Origin of the sequence: Microbacterium sp. NPDC090225, from assembly GCF_044772365.1 — a bacterium.
GTDB lineage: Bacteria > Actinomycetota > Actinomycetes > Actinomycetales > Microbacteriaceae > Microbacterium.
Genome location: NZ_JBIVYS010000001.1, coordinates 1,931,792 through 1,948,577, shown reverse-complemented (window position 1 = coordinate 1,948,577; position 16,786 = coordinate 1,931,792). Strand labels below are relative to the sequence as shown.

Below are 16,786 nucleotides of genomic sequence, written 5' to 3'. Positions count from 1 at the left end.
CCGGAAACACGGGGCTCGTCCCGACGGGGACAACAGTGTCATCAATACGAAACAGTACCGAAACAGTACATCAGTGCATAATTCCAATTATGGACTACAAAGCCATCGCACAGAACCGGTTAGTGCGTCTCGTGAGCGGTCGGATCGTGATGACCGTCGTGACGGCGCTCTTCATCGCCGTCGTCGTCTTCTTCGCCATCCGCGCCATCCCCGGTGACCCCGCGCTGACGATCTTGGGAACGGACAGCAGCCCCGCCGAGCGCGAGAAGCTGCGTGAGGTGATGGGCCTCGACCAGCCCCTGATGTCGCAGTTCACGATCTGGATCGGGCAGATGCTCGGCGGCAACCTCGGCTTCTCGTACAGCCAGGGTCGCCCCGTGACCGACATCATCGGACCGGCGCTCACGAACACCCTGCTCCTGGGCGGACTCGCCAGCATCCTCGCGATCGGTCTCGCCATCGTGATGGGCAACCTCGCCACCACTCGGTTCCGCGGCGTGCGCCGCACGACCGACTGGGTCGAGTCGCTGTTCCTGTCTGCCCCGCAGTACACGGTCGCGCTCGTGCTGCTCATCGCCTTCGCGGTGGTCTGGCCGCTGTTCCCCGCCGGCGGCGTCTCGACCCGCGGCGACGGTTCGGTCGGCGACCTCGCCGCCCACCTCCTGCTGCCGGCGACCGCGCTCGCCCTCGCGCCCGGTGCCCAGATGGCGCGGTCGCTGAAGACGTCGATCTCGACGCTTCAGTCGACCGACCTGCTGCCCACGCTGCAGGCGCGCGGCCTCTCGCCCTGGCGGCTCACCGTGCACGCGCACCACAACGCCCTGCCGCCGATGATCACGGTGCTCGGCATCCAGGTCGGCACGATGCTGGGCGGCGCACTGTTCGTCGAGCAGATCTTCAGCATCCCCGGCCTCGGCGCCCTCATCGTGCAGTCGGTCAGCCTGCGCGACTACACGCTCGTCCAGGCCGTCGCCCTGATCATCGCGATGATCTTCGTCCTGGTGCTCCTCGTCGCCGACGTCGTCAACGCGGTCCTCGACCCGCGAATCAGAAAGGGACGCGCATGAGCGCACTCGCCGAACCCCCGGTCCTCACCGCCTCCGTCGCGGCGTCGGATGCCGTGCCCCGATTCCGTCGCCGATCGGTGCTCAGCCGGATGCCGCTGCGATCCGTCGTCGCGCTCGGCATCGTCGCGCTGCTCACCGCCGTCGTGCTCGCGGCTCCGCTGCTGCCTCTCGCCGACCCGCTCACGGGGTCGCTGTCCGAGCGTCTGCTCCCCTTCTTCACCGACGGCCACGTGCTCGGTACCGACACGCAGGGGCGCGATCTGCTCAGCCGACTCGTCTACGGAACCCGCACCTCTCTCATCGTCAGCGTGGTGCCCATCGTCATCGCCACCGTGCTCGGCCTCGCGATCGGCACGATCGCCGGTCTCGCCGGCAAGGTCACGAACACGATCCTGATGCGCGGGGTCGACCTGCTCTTCGCCTTCCCCGGAGTGCTGCTCGCCCTGCTGCTGGCGATCTCGTTCGGTGTCGGCCTGGGCACGCTGATCCTCGCGCTCACCCTCGTGTGGATCGCGCCGGTCGCCCGCATCGCCGAGACCGAGGTATCCCGCATCCGCGAGCTCGACTTCGTCACCGCGGCCCGTTCGAGCGGGGCGACGGGCGGCACGATCCTGCTGCGGCAGATCGTCCCGGTCACCCTCCCCGCCGTTCTCGCCTATTCGACCTCGCTCGTCGGCGCCAACGTCGCGATCTCGGGCGGTCTCGGATTCATCGGCCTCGGCGTCCCCTCGCCGCAACCCGAGCTCGGGTCGATCCTCTACGAGATGCAGGCGGCGGTCTACACGAACCCGACACTCGCGCTCGCGCCCGTGGTGATGATCCTGCTGCTCTCGATGCTCTTCCCGCTCGTCGGCGACGGCATCCGCGATGCGATCTCCGGAAAGGGACAGAAGTCATGACCGAGACCCTCCTCGCCCCTCCCGCCGGAGGCCTCGCCGACCCGGCCGCGCTGGTGCTCGACGCCACCGGCATCAGCGTGTCGTTCCCCCGCTCGGGCGGCGGCGCCAGCACCGTCGTCTCGAACCTCGGCCTCGGACTCGAGAAGCGTCAGGTGACCGTGCTGCTCGGCGAGTCCGGCAGCGGCAAGTCGGTGTTCGCCCGGGCGGTGACCGGCCTGGCGGCGCGGACCGCGACGGTGAGCGGAACGTCGTACTTCGACGGCGTCGACCTCATCGGCGCCCCGGCATCCCGTCTGCGGATGCTGCACGGCGACCGCATCGGAATGGTGCCGCAGGATCCCAACTCCTCGCTCGATCCGATGCGGCGTATCGGATCGCAGATCGTCGAGACCCTGCTGCAGCACCGCCAGTGCCCGAGTCGCGCGGCCGCCAAGCTGCGTGCGCTCGAGCTGCTCGAGCAGGTGCAGATCCGCGACGCCGAGCGGGTGATGCGCTGCTATCCGCACGAGGTCTCGGGCGGAATGCGCCAGCGCATCGCCATCGCGATCGCGATCAGCTGCGGGCCCGAGCTGATCGTCGCCGACGAACCGTCGAGCGCGCTCGACGCGGCCGTCGGCGCACACGTCGTCGGCCTGCTCGACGATCTGCGCAATCGGCTGCACACGGCGATCCTCTTCATCACGCACGACATCGGTGTCGCGACGCTCATCGCCTCGCAGGCGCAGGACCGCGTGGCCGTGATGCTGGGCGGTCAGATCGTCGAGCTGGGCTACGCGCCCGACGTGTTGCGCGCTCCCCGCCACGAGTACACCCGCGCGCTGCTCGCCGCGGAGCCCTCGGCCGGAGTGCCGCGCGGAGGGCTCGCCGTCGTTCCCGATTCCGTGCGGATGCGCCGCGACTGGGGAACCCTGCACGAGGTCGCGCGCGGCCACGCCGTCGCCGACGGAAGTGTCGTGAGCGTCGGATCCGACGGACCCGACGGAGCACAGGAGGAGGCAGCATGACCGCCGTACTGGAAGGCACCGGCATCGTGAAGCGTTTCGGCGACTTCACCGCCCTGCACGGCGTCGACTTCTCGATCGAGTCCGGGCGCACGCTCGGGGTCGTGGGTGAATCCGGCAGCGGCAAGTCGACGCTCGGGCGCATCGTGATGCGCCTGATGCGACCGGATGCGGGCACCGTGCGGCTCGATGGGCGCGATCTCTTCGCGCTGAGCGCGAAGGAGCTTCGGCAGGCCCGTCGTGACTTCCAGCTCGTGCCGCAGGACCCCCGCAACGCCCTGAACCCGGCGATGACGATCGGTGACAGCCTCGCGTTCCAGCTGCGTGCGCAGGGCATTGCCCGCCGCGAATGGGCGTCGCGTTCGGCCGATCTGCTCGCGACGGTCGCGCTCGCCGCCGACTACGTGCACGCCTTCCCGCACGAGCTGTCGGGCGGACAGGCGCAGCGCGTGGCGATCGCGCGCGCCATCGCCAGCAAGCCGAAGCTGCTGATCTGCGACGAGGCGGTGTCGGCGCTCGACAAGTCGGTGCAGGCGCAGGTGCTGAACACGTTCGCCGACCTGCAGGCGCAGCTCGGGGTGGCGATGTTCTTCATCACGCACGACCTCGCCGTCGTCGAGCACATCGCCGACGACATCCTCGTGCTCAACCGCGGCCACGCCGTGGAGTCCGGCGAGACCGCCGCCGTGCTCGCCGACCCGACCGATCCGTACACCCGAGAACTTCTGGCCGCGCGCACCCTGATGCACGCCTGAAGACCGCACCACCCCTACCCGCACCACCGCACCACCACCCGCACCACACACAGCGAACCTGAGGAGAGACATGAACACCCCATCCCCACGCCGCAGAGCGGCAATCGTTGCAGGCCTCGTTCTGGCGTCGAGTCTCGCGCTCTCTGCCTGCTCCTCCGGTGGAGCGCCGACGACCGGCGGATCCGACGGCGAGCAGGAACTGGTCATCGGCTCGCAGATGGCCTCGTTCCCGAGCCTCGACACCGGCGCGATCACGACCGCCGGCTACGAGGGCCAGCGCCTCATCGGCAACCTCGTGTACGAGGGCCTCACCAAGCGTGATGTCTCCGACCCGAACGCTCCTGCGGGCGTTGCTCCCGCGCTCGCCGAGTCGTGGGACGTCTCGGAGGACGGCCTTCAGTACACCTTCCACCTCCAGGAGGACGTCACGTTCCACGACGGCACCCCCTGGGATGCCGATGCCCTGATCTACAACATCAACCGATACACCGACGAGTCCGACCCGAACTACGACCCGGTGCTCATCACCTATTACACGGTGCTCACCTTCGTCGACTCGGTCGAGAAGGTCGACGACCAGACCGTCACGTTCACCCTGAACCAGCCGTTCGCCTTCTTCCTGGCCGATCTGTACAACGTGTACTTCGCGAGCCCCACGTCGCTCGATGAGTCGGGGGCCGCGGGCCAGGCGACGAACCCGGTCGGCACCGGCCCGTTCGTGTTCGACTCGCTCGCCCAGAACCAGTCGATCTCGTTCACCCGCAACGAGGACTACTGGGGCGATGTCGCCAAGCTCGATCGCCTCACGGTCGAGCTGATCCCCGATCCCTCCGCACGCACCGCGGCTCTGCGCTCCGGACGCGTCGACTGGATCGAGGCCGCGCTCCCCGACGACCTCGCGAGCCTCGAGGACGCGGGCTTCGTCGCCACCGGCAACCCGTTCGACTGGGAGTGGTCGTGGCAGCTCATGACCCAGGAGGCGCCGTTCGACGACATCCGCGTGCGTCAGGCGATGAACTACGCGATCGACCGCGACGCGATCGCGGAGGACCTGCTGCACGGCACCGCCGCTCCCGCCGCCCAGATGTTCGCCGAGGCGAGCCTGTACTACACCGCCGATGACGACCTCTACACGTACGACCCCGAGAAGGCCAAGGCGCTGCTCGCCGAGGCCGGCTACCCCGACGGCGTCGAGGTGACCGTGGGCTACATCACCGCCGGATCGGGCTCGATGCAGGCCAAGGCCATGAACGAGGCGCTGCAGGCGCAGCTCGCCGAGGTCGGCATCGACGTCTCGCTCGAGCCGGTGGACTTCTCGGGCATGTACGCGCAGCTCGGCGAAGGCAACACCGGATGGCAGGCCGCGAACCAGGCGTTCAGCCTGGAGCAGCCCTCCAGCTGGAAGGGCTTCTGGTTCGGCTGCGACGGCAACTTCTTCGACTACTGCAACGAAGAGGCCGAGGCGCTCTACGACCAGGCCCTGGTCACCGTCGACGACGCGGAGCGCGCCGCGCTGCTCACCCAGGTCGGACACCTCGTGACGCAGGATGCCGCGTGGCTGTTCGTCGCCAACGACACCGCGCCGCGTGCGATGTCGTCGGCCGTGCAGGGCTTCGAGCAGCCCAAGAGCTGGTGGCTGGACTTCACGTCGGTGTCGATGGCCGAGTGAACGGATCACCCCTGAGGTGACTGAGGGGAGGAGGGCGACGGGGTTCCGTCGCCCTCCTTCTGTGTGTTGCTGGGTTCGGCATCCGCCACTGGGTCCCTGACCGCTACTGGGCCCCTGAGCTTGTCGAAGGGACCCGCCCCCCTCAGCTCTCGGTCGGAGCCGGGGCCGACGGCATCCGCGGAACCGGCTCCCACACGACCAGGAAGAACGCCGCGATCGGCCCGAAGAAGAGCGTGAGCAGGAACCAGGTCCACGCCGAGCGGTTGCGCGTGCGGGCGTAGCCGCCGGCGAGGAGTGCGACGGATGTCCACATCGCCGAGACCAGGGGGAACAGGGAGTTGTAGTCCATCTGCTCGACCCTAGGTCGAGGTTCCGGGCGGTGGCGGCGCTGGTCGGGCGCGCCTCCCGATCACCTGCAGGGAGTTCTGACACGTGCAGGGAGAAACGGGCGGATGCTCCCTGCAGGTGTGTTCTCTCCCTGCAGGTGAGTCCACGCGAACCTCTTGACACGGCATCCGATCAGGCATAACATACAACCAAATGGTTGCACAACGAGAACTGAGCGAAGCGGAGGTCGACCGTGTCTTCCACGCACTGGCCACGTCGACCCGGCGCGACATCCTGCGCCGGACGATCGAGAACGAGCAGTCGGTCTCGACCCTCGCCGCCGAGTACGAGATGTCGTTCGCCGCGGTGCAGAAGCACGTCGCCGTGCTGGAGGCCGCGAACCTCATCGTCAAGCGCGCCGAAGGACGCGAGCGCCTCGTCCGCGCGAATCCCGAGATGATCGCCCGCGCCAAGGCGCTGCTGGCCCGGTACGAAGAGCTCTGGCGATCGCGCATCGCCCGCCTCGACGACCTGCTCGCCGCGCCCACCCCGACCACCGACAGCACCACGAAGAACACCGAACACACCGAACACGAACAAGGAGACTGACAATGCCTGTCACCGATGTCACGACGGATGCCGAGAACCTCACCATCACGGTCGTCGCCGATCTGGCGGCCCCCGTCGAGCGGGTCTGGGATGCCTATAGCGACCCGCGCCAGCTCGAGCGCTTCTGGGGTCCTCCCGGATGGCCCGCCACCTTCACGCACTGGGACCAGACGGTGGGCGGCAAGGCCAACTACACGATGAACGGCCCGCGGGGGGAGAAGGCCTCCGGCACCTGGGAGTTCCTCAAGATCGACGGACCACGCAGCTTCGAGGTGCTCGACTCGTTCGCCGACGAAGACGGAACGCCCAACGACGCCCTCCCCGGAATGCGCATGGTGATCGCCTTCGAGCCGACCGCCGAGGGCACGCGCATGGTCAGCACGAGCTACTTCTCGTCGGCCGAAGCGCTCGAGCAGGTCGTCGCGATGGGGGTCATCGAGGGCACGACGCTCGCGATGAGCCAGCTCGACGCGGTGCTGCAGGACCTCCGCGACTACGCGCAGGGCAAGGGCACGCGGGTCGAACTGCTCGACGACACCCACGTGCGCATCACGCGGCTCGTCGAGGGGCCGCGTGAGCTGGTCTGGCGGGCGCACAACGAGCCCGAGCTCATGAAGCAGTGGCTGCTCGGTCCGGACGGCTGGGTGATGACGGAGTGCACGGTCGCGACCGAGGTCGGTCAGGGCTACGTCAACTCCTGGGCCCCGGTCGGCGACACCGAGGGCGAACCCTTCGGATTCGAGGGCGAGGCGCTGCTGATCGACGCCCCGAAGCGGTCGGTGCAGACCGAGCGGATGATCGGGATGCCGGTCGAGACGCTCAACGACCTCAATCTCTACGAGGAAGACGGCGCGACCCTCATCACGCTGTACATCGAGTACCCCGACAAGGAGACGCGCGACATGATCCTCGCCACCGGCATGGCCGACGGCATGGAGGCCTCGTACGCCCGCCTCGAGCGGGAGCTGCTCGCGGTCTGACCGCAGCATCCGACGCAGGCGATCGCGCCGCGTCAGGCTGATTCTCTCCAGAACGGCCTGACCCGGCGCGATCGCCTGTTCTCGCGCCCTCGAATGCGCCATCCGAGCAGCCACCGTCCACCCGGGCGGGATAAAGTGGCGACACGATGAGGATCACGCGCCGCACTCTGCTTCTGGGCGCCGGGGCCGGAGCCCTTTCGGTGCTGCTCGCCTCGTGCACGCCCGAACCCGAGCCCACGCCCACGCGCACACCGACCCGTTCGCCCGAGCCGCAGCCCACGAACGGGGTGCCGCTTCCGGCCGGCAGCATCCGCTCGACCTGGACCAGCGACCAGTACGCGTTCGGCGCCGTGAGCTTCGTGCCCGCCGGCGTCGGGGCCGAGACCCGCAGCGCCCTCGCGCGTCCGGTCGACGACCGCCTCTTCTTCGCGGGAGAGGCCACCGATGAAGAGGCCCCGGCCACGATGCGCGGCGCGATCGCCTCGGGTGAGCGCGCCGCCGACGAACTGCGGGATGCCGCGGGCGACGGTGAGCGCATCGCCGTGATCGGTGCGGGCCTCGCGGGCGCCACGGCAGCCGCGCGACTGAACGATGCGGGCTTCGATGTCACCGTTCTCGAGGCGCGCGATCGCGTCGGCGGGCGCGTGTACTCGCGGGTCGACGACGCCTGGCCCGTGCCTCCGCAGCTGGGCGCGTGGCTGTTCGGCGAGTCGGATGCCGACCTCGTGCAGACCCTCGAGGCCGAGGACATCGCCGTCGTCGATCTCGCGGGCTCGCTCTGGCGCTCGCCCGAGGGAGACACGGATGCCGTCGCCACCGAGTCCCTGACCGCCGCGCTCGCCGCAGCTCAGGCCGCCCCCGTCGACAGCTCGGTCGCAGACGCCCTCGTTGCGGCTGACGTCGACACCGCCGACCCCACGACCCTCGCCCTGCTGGCGCTCCTCGCCACCACCTCCGGCGCCGAGGCCGCGAAGCTGTCGAGCTGGTTCGCACCGCCGCTCCCTCCGGCCGAGCCGCGTGCCGCCCGCGACAGTCTGCTGCCGTTCATCGAGCACACGCTCGACGGCGTGCAGGTCGGCCTCAACCAGCCGGTCACCCGCCTCGCCTACGACGACACCGGCGTGAGCGTGCGCATGGGCACCGGTGAAGCCCTGTCGTTCGACCGCGTCGTCGTGACGGTGCCGCTCGGAGTGCTGCAGGAGCAGGGCATCGAGTTCGACCCGCCGCTGCCCTTCGCCAACCGTGGCGCGATCTCGGCGCTCGCGATGGGATCGATCGAGACCGTGTGGCTGCGCTGGGACGAGCCGTTCTGGGATGCCGAAGAGGCGGTGTGGCACACGGTCGGCGGCGATGTCGGCATCCGTACCTGGATCAACCTGCTCCCCGCCACCGGCGAGAACGTGCTGGTGGGGATCGTCGGCGGCGATGCCGCGGCGAGGTTCTCGGAACTCGGCAAGGACGAGGCGGTCGCGCTCGCGCTCGAGGCGCTCGGGCCCTACGCCGCCTGAGGCGGCAGCGCGTCGACTACTCGGCCTGATCCTGCCGGAGGCGTCGGGGCAACGGCATCCGACTGATGAGCACGAGCGCGGTCGCGACGGTCGCGAACGTCGCGAGGGCGATACCCGACGACACGAGGAACTCCGCCGGTCCGCTGATCTGCCGCGGGTCGAGGAAGTAGTACGGGTACCAGCCGATGATCGGGCCGCGGATCATCGTGAACCCGCCCCACACGAGCGGGTAGATTAGCGTCGCCGGCACCACCCGCCACGGCACCGCGCGATGGCCGGGCGCGAGCGCCCAGGCGAGCGCCGCGCAGGCCGGCAGGTAGAAGTGCAGCACCTGATCCGACCACGGCACGTCGATGCGGATGCCGCGCAGCCCCGCCTGCCAGACGAGGATCGCGAACACGATCCCGGCCGTGATCGTCCAGGTGAGCACGAGGGCGAGGGTGACGGTGAGCCAGCGCGGATCGCGGGCTTTGCGGAGCGCGATGATGCCGGCGATCGTGAGCAGCACGACGAACGCGACGTTCGACTGGTTGGTCAGGTAGGCGAAGAAGTTCTGGCTCGCGACGGTGTGCGAGGCGAGCCCCCACGCGAGGCGGTGGATGAGGGCGACCAGGCAGAGCGCGGCGGCGCCGAGTCGGAGCAGGCCGAAGACGGTACGCGTCTTCACCGCTGCGTCACCCGCCGTCCACTCATCCGCCGAGTCTACTTTCGGGCGGCTCAGCGGGTCGTGGGAACGCGCCTCAGCGGCGGGTCCGGGTCGACCAGGCGGCCAGCGCGACCAGCGCCGGTTGGAAGAACAGCCGCACGAAGCGCTTCATGTCTGTGTCGAGGCCGAACCCGTCGCGCTGGTGCATCCACTGCGAGACGTTGCCCGGGAACACCGCGACGAAGAACAGCGCGGCGATCGTGCCGACCAGCCGCCGGCGCTTGCGGGCGAGCAGCAGTGCCGAGCCGAGACCGACCTCGACGACGCCCGAGGCGAGCACCGTGACGTCGGGGTCGACCGGCAGCGATTCGGGCACCTGCGCCTGGAACTCCCGGCGGGCGAACGTCAGGTGCGAGACCCCCGCGAAGACGAGCGAGGATCCGAGGAAGATGCGGCCGATCGTGCGTGCGGTTGTCGACATGAGGCGAGTGTACGCGCGTCAGATCAGACGGCGGAGCGCCGCTTCGAGCGAGATCCCCTGCGCCTCGGCGCGGTCGCGCAGGCGGGCGTGCTCGTCACCCGTGAGGGTCAGGCGCAGCTCGATCGGGTCGGCGGAGGGGGTGTCGAAGTCGTCGAACAGCGACGAGGTCTCGGCCCAGAGCGGGGCATCCGAGGGGGCGGTCGTGACGGGGTCGGAGGCGGCTGACGGGGCGTGCTGAGCCGAGGCCGCGATCGGCGCGGACGCCGCGACGGCGGCTCCGGCACCCGTGGCGAGCGTGTAGCCGGGGCCCCGGCGCGGCTCCTGCTTCGCCTGATAAGCCTTCGCCGCGGCGTTTGCCCGCTCGTCGGCGGCCTCGTTCAGTCGGTCGCCGGCGTGCCCCTTGACCCACGAGAACTCGACGTCGCGCCCGCGGATCGCCTCGTCGATGCCCTCGAGGATGTCGCGGTTGAGCACGGGGCCGCCGTCGGACTTGCGCCAGCCCTTGCGCTTCCAGCCCGGCATCCACTTCGTCACCGAGTCGATCACGTAGCGGCTGTCGCAGCGGATGAGCAGCTTCTCGTCGCTCCCGGCCGTCGCGCGCAGCAGCTCGAGCACCGCCTGCAGCTCGCCCTGGTTGTTGGTGCCGTGGGGAGACCCGCCCGCCGCCCAGTTGTCGTCGTCGATGTACCAGGCCCAGCCGTTGGGGCCGGGGTTGCCCAGGGCGGAGCCGTCTGCGGCGGCGGTGATCGTCATCCCTCCACCGTAGCCGGGGCCGCAGACGTCGCCGGGCGGGTCGCGGCTCACGAACGCGAGGGGGTGTACGGGCGCCGGGGGCGTGAGGAGTCGCAACACGCCGTTGTGGATGCCGGTCGCGCGGCGTGTCTTGACCCCTCACGAGGAAAGAGGGCGCGTCAGCGCAGGGTGCGGCGCATCCGGATCTCGCGGCGGCCGTCGGGCAGGAGGTCGCCGGGCTCGTCGAGGGTCGCGAAGCCCGCGCGCTCGTAGGCGCGGTGCGCCGTGGGGTTGTCGGGCATGACCGAGAGTTCGAGCACGGATGCTCCGCCCTCCGTCGCCCAATCGACGATGCGATCGATCAGATCGGCGGCGAGTCCCGTGCCGCGCGCCGACGGAGCGACCCACATCGAGATCAGTTCGGTGCGGGAGGGGTCGTCGGCCACCGGCATGCCGGTGATCATCCCGACGACGTGCTCGCCGTCGACCGCGAGCAGGTCGTGCGCCCCGGGAACCGACAGCCTCTCGCGCCACCGCGACTCGGGCGCCTCGATCCAGTCGGTGAGTTGCGAGCCGAAGGCGGCGGGCGACTCGCGCAGGGCTTCGAGGCGCGCGGCTCGCCACAGCATCCATTCGTCGGCCGTCACGCGGCGGACCTCGATGCCGTCGGATGCGGGGGAGGTCATGTCAGTCCTCGTCCGGTTCGCGATTCTCGGTCGACACCGCGGACGGTGCCGGGGGTGCGACGGGGAACACGATCGACCCGACCTCGGCGCCGAGGCCGATCGACAGCGGGTCGACGGCGGGCGTGGTGGCGAGCGCGTCGACGCCGTCACGTTCGAGCGGCTCGGACGGAAGCCCGGCCCACTGGTTCTCTTCTTCTTCCGGGCGGTGCTGGAACAGTCCCATTTCCCCATTGTCTCTCCGCCGCGGCTGGACGGGGCCGGATTCACACCGGATCCACGGGGCTCGCGCGGTGGCAGGCATGAGGGGTCAAGGCACGCCGCGCCAGAGGCGTCGCGTGCGGCGTGTTGTGACCCCTCGCGGGGCGAGCGAGGTGAGCGGGGTGAGCGGCGCGAGTCAGGCCGAGGCGGCGCGAGTCAGGCCGAGGCGGCGCGCACGGCGTCGACCAGGTCGCGCCAGGGGCCGGCGACAGCGCCGTCGGGCAGCTCGCGTTCGAGGTGCTCGGTGGGCGTGCGCGCTCGGATGCTCCACACGAAGCGGTCGGCGCCGCCCGAGTCGTCGAGGTTGGCGCTCCAGGGGCAACGTTCGATGAGCGCGATCCACGGTTCGGCGTCGGGGGAGTCGGATGCCGCGATCTCCACGCGCCAGCGCCGACTGATGCCCGCGATCCCGCCCGAGCGCACCACCGCGATGATGACCCCGGGATCGTTCGATCGCCCATCGCGAGCCGAGGACTCGGGCGCGGCAGAGGACTCCGCGTCAGTCGGCTGCGGGGACTCGCTCATCTTCATAGACTCCCACGGTCGTCCAGGCGCGTCGAGCGGCTGTCGCGCTGGCCTCGTCGACGTCGGATGCCGCGGCCACGGTCGCATCGGCGAAGGCCGTGAAGTTCGCCGTGCTCGAGAGGCCTCCGGTGAGCGCGCGGTACCAGACGGTGCCGGCGGTCTCCCATGCGTTGCCCCCGAGGTCTGTCGCGAAGAGGGCGAAGGCACGGTTGGGGATGCCGGAGTTGATGTGCACGCCGCCGTTGTCTTCGGTCGTGCGCACGAAGCCGCTCATGTGGTCGGGCTGGGGATCCTTGCCGAGCTCGTCGTCGTCGTAGGCCGTGCCGGGCGCGATCATCGAGCGCAGCGCCACGCCCTCGACGGCCTCGGTGAAGATCTCGGCGCCGATGAGCCAGGTGGCATCGGCGGCGCTCTGGCCCTGCGCGTACTGCTCGGTCAGGGCCCCGAACACGTCGGCGATCGATTCGTTGAGCGCCCCGGGCTGTCCCTGGTACTCGAGGTTCGCGGTGTGCTGCACCACGCCGTGAGCGAGCTCGTGCCCGATCACCGTGAGCGATCCGGTGAACCCGCGGAACACCTCGCCGTCGCCGTCGCCGAACACCATGCGCTCGCCGTCCCAGAAGGCGTTGTCGTAGTCGACCCCGTAGTGCACCGTCGCATCGAGCGGAGCGCCGGCGTCGTCGAGCGAGTTGCGGCCGAATGCCGAGAGCAGCAGCTCGAACGTCGCCCCCAACCCGTCGTAGGCCTCGTTGACCGGAGCGTCGGCAACCGGTGGATCGTCTTCGGAACGCACGACCGCGCCCGGGAGGGCTTGCGTGTTCGCCGCGTCGCTGATCGTGCGGTTCGGGGCATCCGACAGCTGTGCGACCAGGTCGCCGTTCTCGTCGATCGAGAGGTCGATGCGCGCACGGAACGGCGGTCGCCCCGCGGTGAGGGTCTGCCGCGCGGCGGCGGCCGCACGCGGGAACCGCCCCGATGCAGCCAGCCGGGCGAGCAGATAGGACGGGACGACTCCGTGACGTTCGATCTCTGCGCTCATGCAGCGACCCTACGCCGGGCCGCCGACACTCGGGCAGGGCCTTGCGTGACCACGCCATACGCCTCACATCTCACGCCGGTTCGATTCACGCCGAATCGATGCTCATCACCGTCGTGCGCAGCACCCCGCCGTCGAGTGGAACCTCGTATCGCACCGGCATGCCGGGGTGGGCGGGCGAGAACCAGTACGTCTCCACCGGGGCATCCGGCCCGTCGGAGGTGTCGTAGCGCGTGCACTCGATGCGTCCGAGCGGGATGACGATCGCCTCGGTCGTGACGGTGGTGTGGTCGGCGGGGAACGCCGCGTGGTGCTGCAGATCGGCCCAGGTGACCCGGGTCGTCACGACGTCGGCGGGGTTCTCGGCGAACCAGGCGCGGAGCGTGGCGCCCTCGGCATCCGTCTGCTCGAATCGGTTGAACCGCTCGTGCTGAGATCCGTCGGGTGACTCGACGAACAGGCGGATCGTCTTGCCGTCGCCGGTCGCCTCGCGGATCTCGGCCGCGGTGAACGGCGTCGGCAGCAGGCCGGGGCCGAGGACATGCGCATCAGTGGGCATGCAGACATTGTGCCCCCGGTGGTGGGCCCGGGTCGAGGGCGTACCCAACTCAGGAAGAAGGCGGCTACGGATGCCGATTCGGCACCGTTTCGGGTCGAGCGGCATCGTTCTTCCTGATTTGGGTACGCAGACCCGCGACGCCGCTCCGCCCCGCAGGGCACGCCCGGGTTTCTCGCGTAAAATCGGCACAATGACCGATGCGCCCCGCGACGACCTCAGCGATTCCGGCGACCTCGGCCCCGGCATCGATCCCGACGATCTCGCCACGACCCTGCGCGTGCTGAGCGAGCTGCACGAGATCGACAACGAGCACCCCGACTTCGTGGCCGTGCGCCACGCGACCGCCGCGATGTTCAAGGCCGTCAAGCGGGTGCGCCGCAAGGAGATCCGCGACGCCATCGCCGAGGCCGACAAAGCCGTCGTCGCTCGCACGGCGACCGGTGCCCCCGACCGCATCGACGACGAGACGCGCGGCCACGACCTCGCCACGAGCGTGGTCGACGCCCCCATCGCCGGCGAGCTGCTCAAGCCCCGCAACTGCTACATCTGCAAGCAGCCGTACACGCAGGTCGACGCGTTCTACCACCAGCTCTGCCCGGACTGCGCCCGCTTCAGCCACGGCAAGCGCAACGCCCGCACCGACCTGACCGGCAAGCGTGCTCTGCTCACGGGTGGCCGCGCGAAGATCGGCATGCACATCGCGCTCCGGCTGCTGCGCGACGGCGCGCACACCACGATCACCACCCGCTTCCCACGAGACGCGGTGCGCCGATTCACCGCGCTGCCCGACTCGGCCGACTGGCTGCACCGTCTGCGCGTGGTCGGCATCGACCTGCGCGACCCCGCCCAGGTGATCGGTCTCGCCGATTCGGTCGCGGCCCAGGGGCCGCTCGACATCCTCATCAACAACGCGGCGCAGACCGTCCGCCGCTCCCCGGGTTCGTATTCGCTGCTGGCGGATGCCGAGCTCCACCCGCTTCCCGACGGCCCTCTCCCCGAGATGGAGACCTTCGGGCACACCGCCGATCCGCACCCGCAGGCGCTGCAGGCATCCGTCGATGCGCACCCGCTGCTGTCGGTCGCGGCCCTCGGCGGAACCGTCGCCGAGCAGGGCGGCCAGGCGCTCACCGCCGAAGACCTCGCCCGCGTCGCGATGGCCCCCGGTTCGTCGTCGCTCGAGAAGCACGCCGACGGCACCGCGATCGACGCCGGGGGGCTCGTGCCCGACGTCAACACCGTCAACAGCTGGGTGCAGTCGATCGAACAGGTCGACCCGCTCGAGATGCTCGAGGTGCAGCTCGCCAACACGACCGCGCCGTTCCTGCTCATCAGCCGCCTGCGTGCGTCGATGGCGGCCTCGTCGGCGCAACGCAAGTACGTGGTGAACGTGTCGGCGATGGAGGGGCAGTTCTCGCGCCGGTACAAGGGGCCGGGGCATCCGCACACCAACATGGCGAAGGCCGCGCTCAACATGCTCACGCGCACCAGTGCCGGTGAGATGCTCGAGAAGGACGGCATCCTGATGACCGCCGTCGACACCGGGTGGATCACCGACGAGCGCCCGCATTATACGAAGGTGCGCCTCGCGGAGGAGGGCTTCCACGCCCCGCTCGACCTGGTCGACGGCGCCGCCCGCGTGTACGACCCGATCGTGCGCGGCGAGGCCGGCGACGACATCCACGGCGTGTTCCTGAAGGACTACGAGCCCAGCCCCTGGTGAGGCGCGGCTTTCACCCTTCCCTTCGACTTGCGAATCGCTTGACTTGCGAGTTTCGGCGCGTGGAGGCGACAGTTCGCGCGATTCGAAAGCCCGGGACGGATGCCGTCAGCGGCGCACGAGGTTGGCGGAGGCCCAGGTGCCGAGGTCGTCGAGGATCGGCAGCAGTCCCTCGCCGCCGGGCGTGAGCGCGTAGGAGACGGTGACCGGTGGACCGGCATCGACGGTGCGTGCGACGAGGCCCGTGTCGGCGAGTTCGGCGAGGCGGTCGGAGAGCACGGTGTCGCTGATGCCCGCGACCGCTCGGCGCAGGGCGACGAACGTCGAGGGGCCGCCGCCGAGGGATGACACGATCATGCCGTTCCAGCGCTTTCCGAGCACGCTGAAGGCCAGTGTGACGGCGGCGTCGCACCGGTGCAGATCGTGCTCGATCTCGGCCATGCCCCCATTCTAGCGTGCTACGTTAACCGATATCGCTAAGAAAAAACGAGCGACTACGAAAACGAGAGGTGTCATCCATGTCCCTGTTCCGCCTCGATGCGAGCATCCTTCCCGCGTCGTCCGCCAGCCGGTCGCTCGCCGACCTCGTCGAAGCCGAGTGGACCGCGTCGCACCCCGACTCCACCGTCACCCGGCGTGACCTCGCCGCCGACCCCGTGCCCGCGACCGTGTGGGCGGATGCCGTCACCGGCGGCTTCGTCGACGAGGCGCAGCGCACGCCCGGCCAGGTCGAGGCTCGCGCCCTCGCCACCTCTTTCGCCGACGAGCTGATCGGCGCCGACGCGCTGCTCTTCGCCGTGCCGCTCTATAACTACGGCGTCTCGCAGCACTTCAAGACCTGGTTCGACGTGGCCTACACCGACCCGCGCATCGACCCGACCGGCACCGCACTGCGCGGAAAGCCGGCGACCCTCGTCACGGTGCTCGGCGGCAACTACGCGCCCGGCACCCCCAAGGAGGGCTGGGACCACTCGACCGGTTGGCTGCGCCGCGTGCTCGAAGACGTGTGGGGCCTCGACCTGCGCGTCGTGGAGCGTCCGTTCACGCTCGTCGGCGTGAACCCGGCACTCGACGCCTTCGCCGACACCGCGCGCGAGCTCAAGGAGAACGCCGAGACGGATGCCCGCACCTACGGGCGCGAGATCGCGGCGCTGCGCGGCAACGTCGCCTGACGCGCGGCAGTTTCGGGAGGCGCCGGGCAGCCGCGCGCTCGTCTGCACGGAGATGTCACGTCTGCACGGAGCATCCGCCGGTTTCGTCGTGCAGGTGTGCAGATGAGACGGCGGGAGGCGCGGCACCTGGGTCCCTGAGCTTGTCGAAGGGCCCCGCCC

At 69.9% G+C, this 16,786-nt stretch carries 20 protein-coding genes; 10 read left to right on the top strand and 10 right to left on the bottom strand.

The genetic code is table 11. The features are described from left to right. Positions 1-89 precede the first annotated feature (89 nt). The 5 genes from ACIQTT_RS09235 (at position 90) to ACIQTT_RS09215 (ending at position 5,391) form a co-directional block, all read left to right on the top strand. Entirely contained in the window at positions 90-1,067 is a 978-nt protein-coding gene (locus ACIQTT_RS09235; RefSeq protein WP_402788776.1) for an ABC transporter permease, read from the top strand. Beyond that, on the top strand, positions 1,064-1,966 hold the full coding sequence (locus ACIQTT_RS09230) for an ABC transporter permease (RefSeq protein ID WP_247623767.1): 903 nt from the start codon (positions 1,064-1,066) through the stop codon (positions 1,964-1,966). The genes ACIQTT_RS09235 and ACIQTT_RS09230 overlap by 4 nt, the downstream gene beginning before the upstream one ends. Beyond that, the gene (locus tag ACIQTT_RS09225; RefSeq protein ID WP_402788774.1) at positions 1,963-2,970 is read left to right on the top strand and encodes an ABC transporter ATP-binding protein; all 1,008 of its coding nucleotides are present in this window, start codon (positions 1,963-1,965) and stop codon (positions 2,968-2,970) included. The genes ACIQTT_RS09230 and ACIQTT_RS09225 overlap by 4 nt, the downstream gene beginning before the upstream one ends. After that, a complete protein-coding gene (locus ACIQTT_RS09220) occupies positions 2,967-3,722 on the top strand; it encodes an ABC transporter ATP-binding protein (protein WP_402788772.1) in 756 nt (251 codons plus the stop codon). Before ACIQTT_RS09225 ends, ACIQTT_RS09220 begins: the two co-directional genes overlap by 4 nt. A gap of 70 nt (positions 3,723-3,792) precedes the next feature. Further along, positions 3,793-5,391 carry an ABC transporter substrate-binding protein gene (locus ACIQTT_RS09215; RefSeq protein ID WP_402788770.1) on the top strand — a complete coding sequence of 533 codons (1,599 nt, stop codon included), beginning with the start codon at positions 3,793-3,795 and terminating at the stop codon, positions 5,389-5,391. Between the two features lie 142 nt (positions 5,392-5,533). Here ACIQTT_RS09215 and ACIQTT_RS09210 read toward each other — a convergent pair whose 3' ends face one another. Then, complete coding sequence (locus ACIQTT_RS09210; protein ID WP_402788768.1) at positions 5,534-5,740, bottom strand: hypothetical protein; 207 nt, start codon at positions 5,738-5,740, stop codon at positions 5,534-5,536. A 191-nt stretch (positions 5,741-5,931) separates the two neighbouring features. Between ACIQTT_RS09210 and ACIQTT_RS09205 the strand changes: the two genes are divergently transcribed. The 3 genes from ACIQTT_RS09205 (at position 5,932) to ACIQTT_RS09195 (ending at position 8,815) form a co-directional block, all read left to right on the top strand. Next, positions 5,932-6,327 (top strand): ArsR/SmtB family transcription factor, encoded by a 396-nt coding sequence (locus tag ACIQTT_RS09205; RefSeq protein ID WP_402788766.1) that lies wholly within the window; start codon positions 5,932-5,934, stop codon positions 6,325-6,327. A 2-nt stretch (positions 6,328-6,329) separates the two neighbouring features. After that, entirely contained in the window at positions 6,330-7,307 is a 978-nt protein-coding gene (locus tag ACIQTT_RS09200) for an SRPBCC domain-containing protein (protein WP_402788764.1), read from the top strand. 146 nt (positions 7,308-7,453) lie between these two features. Then, entirely contained in the window at positions 7,454-8,815 is a 1,362-nt protein-coding gene (locus ACIQTT_RS09195; protein ID WP_402788762.1) for an FAD-dependent oxidoreductase, read from the top strand. 16 nt (positions 8,816-8,831) lie between these two features. Here ACIQTT_RS09195 and ACIQTT_RS09190 read toward each other — a convergent pair whose 3' ends face one another. The 8 genes from ACIQTT_RS09190 to ACIQTT_RS09155 all read right to left on the bottom strand — a co-directional run bounded on the left by ACIQTT_RS09190 (position 8,832) and on the right by ACIQTT_RS09155 (position 13,738). After that, complete coding sequence (locus ACIQTT_RS09190) at positions 8,832-9,482, bottom strand: Pr6Pr family membrane protein (RefSeq protein WP_402788760.1); 651 nt, start codon at positions 9,480-9,482, stop codon at positions 8,832-8,834. 73 nt (positions 9,483-9,555) lie between these two features. Continuing rightward, on the bottom strand, positions 9,556-9,942 hold the full coding sequence (locus ACIQTT_RS09185) for a DoxX family membrane protein (protein WP_402788758.1): 387 nt from the start codon (positions 9,940-9,942) through the stop codon (positions 9,556-9,558). A gap of 18 nt (positions 9,943-9,960) precedes the next feature. Next, positions 9,961-10,695 (bottom strand): ribonuclease H, encoded by a 735-nt coding sequence (locus tag ACIQTT_RS09180; RefSeq protein WP_402788757.1) that lies wholly within the window; start codon positions 10,693-10,695, stop codon positions 9,961-9,963. Positions 10,696-10,853: 158 nt separating this feature from the next. Beyond that, on the bottom strand, positions 10,854-11,360 hold the full coding sequence (locus tag ACIQTT_RS09175; RefSeq protein WP_402788756.1) for a GNAT family N-acetyltransferase: 507 nt from the start codon (positions 11,358-11,360) through the stop codon (positions 10,854-10,856). A 1-nt stretch (position 11,361) separates the two neighbouring features. Continuing rightward, complete coding sequence (locus ACIQTT_RS09170; protein ID WP_402788755.1) at positions 11,362-11,583, bottom strand: hypothetical protein; 222 nt, start codon at positions 11,581-11,583, stop codon at positions 11,362-11,364. A 191-nt stretch (positions 11,584-11,774) separates the two neighbouring features. Continuing rightward, positions 11,775-12,143: a protealysin inhibitor emfourin gene (locus tag ACIQTT_RS09165; protein WP_402788754.1), complete on the bottom strand. Its 369-nt coding sequence runs from the start codon at positions 12,141-12,143 to the stop codon at positions 11,775-11,777. Then, positions 12,118-13,182 carry a M4 family metallopeptidase gene (locus ACIQTT_RS09160; RefSeq protein ID WP_402788753.1) on the bottom strand — a complete coding sequence of 355 codons (1,065 nt, stop codon included), beginning with the start codon at positions 13,180-13,182 and terminating at the stop codon, positions 12,118-12,120. Before ACIQTT_RS09160 ends, ACIQTT_RS09165 begins: the two co-directional genes overlap by 26 nt. An 85-nt stretch (positions 13,183-13,267) precedes the next feature. Then, positions 13,268-13,738 (bottom strand): hypothetical protein, encoded by a 471-nt coding sequence (locus ACIQTT_RS09155; protein ID WP_402788752.1) that lies wholly within the window; start codon positions 13,736-13,738, stop codon positions 13,268-13,270. A gap of 190 nt (positions 13,739-13,928) precedes the next feature. Between ACIQTT_RS09155 and ACIQTT_RS09150 the strand changes: the two genes are divergently transcribed. Then, positions 13,929-15,458: an SDR family NAD(P)-dependent oxidoreductase gene (locus tag ACIQTT_RS09150; RefSeq protein WP_402788750.1), complete on the top strand. Its 1,530-nt coding sequence runs from the start codon at positions 13,929-13,931 to the stop codon at positions 15,456-15,458. A 105-nt stretch (positions 15,459-15,563) separates the two neighbouring features. Here ACIQTT_RS09150 and ACIQTT_RS09145 read toward each other — a convergent pair whose 3' ends face one another. Then, a complete protein-coding gene (locus tag ACIQTT_RS09145; RefSeq protein WP_402788749.1) occupies positions 15,564-15,896 on the bottom strand; it encodes a winged helix-turn-helix transcriptional regulator in 333 nt (110 codons plus the stop codon). Between the two features lie 77 nt (positions 15,897-15,973). On the opposite strand from ACIQTT_RS09145, the gene ACIQTT_RS09140 reads away from it, so the two are divergent. Then, positions 15,974-16,627, top strand: a complete 654-nt coding sequence (locus tag ACIQTT_RS09140; protein ID WP_402788747.1) for an FMN-dependent NADH-azoreductase — start codon at positions 15,974-15,976, stop codon at positions 16,625-16,627. Positions 16,628-16,786: the final 159 nt, after the last annotated feature.

Excerpts from the sequence above, each read along its gene's own strand:
- ACIQTT_RS09235 (WP_402788776.1), top strand. The coding sequence starts at position 90 with ATGGACTACAAAGCCATCGCACAGAACCGGTTAGTGCGTCTCGTGAGC.
- ACIQTT_RS09230 (WP_247623767.1), top strand. The coding sequence starts at position 1,064 with ATGAGCGCACTCGCCGAACCCCCGGTCCTCACCGCCTCCGTCGCGGCG.
- ACIQTT_RS09225 (WP_402788774.1), top strand. The coding sequence starts at position 1,963 with ATGACCGAGACCCTCCTCGCCCCTCCCGCCGGAGGCCTCGCCGACCCG.
- ACIQTT_RS09220 (WP_402788772.1), top strand. The coding sequence starts at position 2,967 with ATGACCGCCGTACTGGAAGGCACCGGCATCGTGAAGCGTTTCGGCGAC.
- ACIQTT_RS09215 (WP_402788770.1), top strand. The coding sequence starts at position 3,793 with ATGAACACCCCATCCCCACGCCGCAGAGCGGCAATCGTTGCAGGCCTC.
- ACIQTT_RS09210 (WP_402788768.1), bottom strand. The coding sequence starts at position 5,740 with ATGGACTACAACTCCCTGTTCCCCCTGGTCTCGGCGATGTGGACATCC.
- ACIQTT_RS09205 (WP_402788766.1), top strand. The coding sequence starts at position 5,932 with ATGGTTGCACAACGAGAACTGAGCGAAGCGGAGGTCGACCGTGTCTTC.
- ACIQTT_RS09200 (WP_402788764.1), top strand. The coding sequence starts at position 6,330 with ATGCCTGTCACCGATGTCACGACGGATGCCGAGAACCTCACCATCACG.
- ACIQTT_RS09195 (WP_402788762.1), top strand. The coding sequence starts at position 7,454 with ATGAGGATCACGCGCCGCACTCTGCTTCTGGGCGCCGGGGCCGGAGCC.
- ACIQTT_RS09185 (WP_402788758.1), bottom strand. The coding sequence starts at position 9,942 with ATGTCGACAACCGCACGCACGATCGGCCGCATCTTCCTCGGATCCTCG.
- ACIQTT_RS09180 (WP_402788757.1), bottom strand. The coding sequence starts at position 10,695 with ATGACGATCACCGCCGCCGCAGACGGCTCCGCCCTGGGCAACCCCGGC.
- ACIQTT_RS09175 (WP_402788756.1), bottom strand. The coding sequence starts at position 11,360 with ATGACCTCCCCCGCATCCGACGGCATCGAGGTCCGCCGCGTGACGGCC.
- ACIQTT_RS09170 (WP_402788755.1), bottom strand. The coding sequence starts at position 11,583 with ATGGGACTGTTCCAGCACCGCCCGGAAGAAGAAGAGAACCAGTGGGCC.
- ACIQTT_RS09165 (WP_402788754.1), bottom strand. The coding sequence starts at position 12,143 with ATGAGCGAGTCCCCGCAGCCGACTGACGCGGAGTCCTCTGCCGCGCCC.
- ACIQTT_RS09160 (WP_402788753.1), bottom strand. The coding sequence starts at position 13,182 with ATGAGCGCAGAGATCGAACGTCACGGAGTCGTCCCGTCCTATCTGCTC.
- ACIQTT_RS09155 (WP_402788752.1), bottom strand. The coding sequence starts at position 13,738 with ATGCCCACTGATGCGCATGTCCTCGGCCCCGGCCTGCTGCCGACGCCG.
- ACIQTT_RS09150 (WP_402788750.1), top strand. The coding sequence starts at position 13,929 with ATGACCGATGCGCCCCGCGACGACCTCAGCGATTCCGGCGACCTCGGC.
- ACIQTT_RS09145 (WP_402788749.1), bottom strand. The coding sequence starts at position 15,896 with ATGGCCGAGATCGAGCACGATCTGCACCGGTGCGACGCCGCCGTCACA.
- ACIQTT_RS09140 (WP_402788747.1), top strand. The coding sequence starts at position 15,974 with ATGTCCCTGTTCCGCCTCGATGCGAGCATCCTTCCCGCGTCGTCCGCC.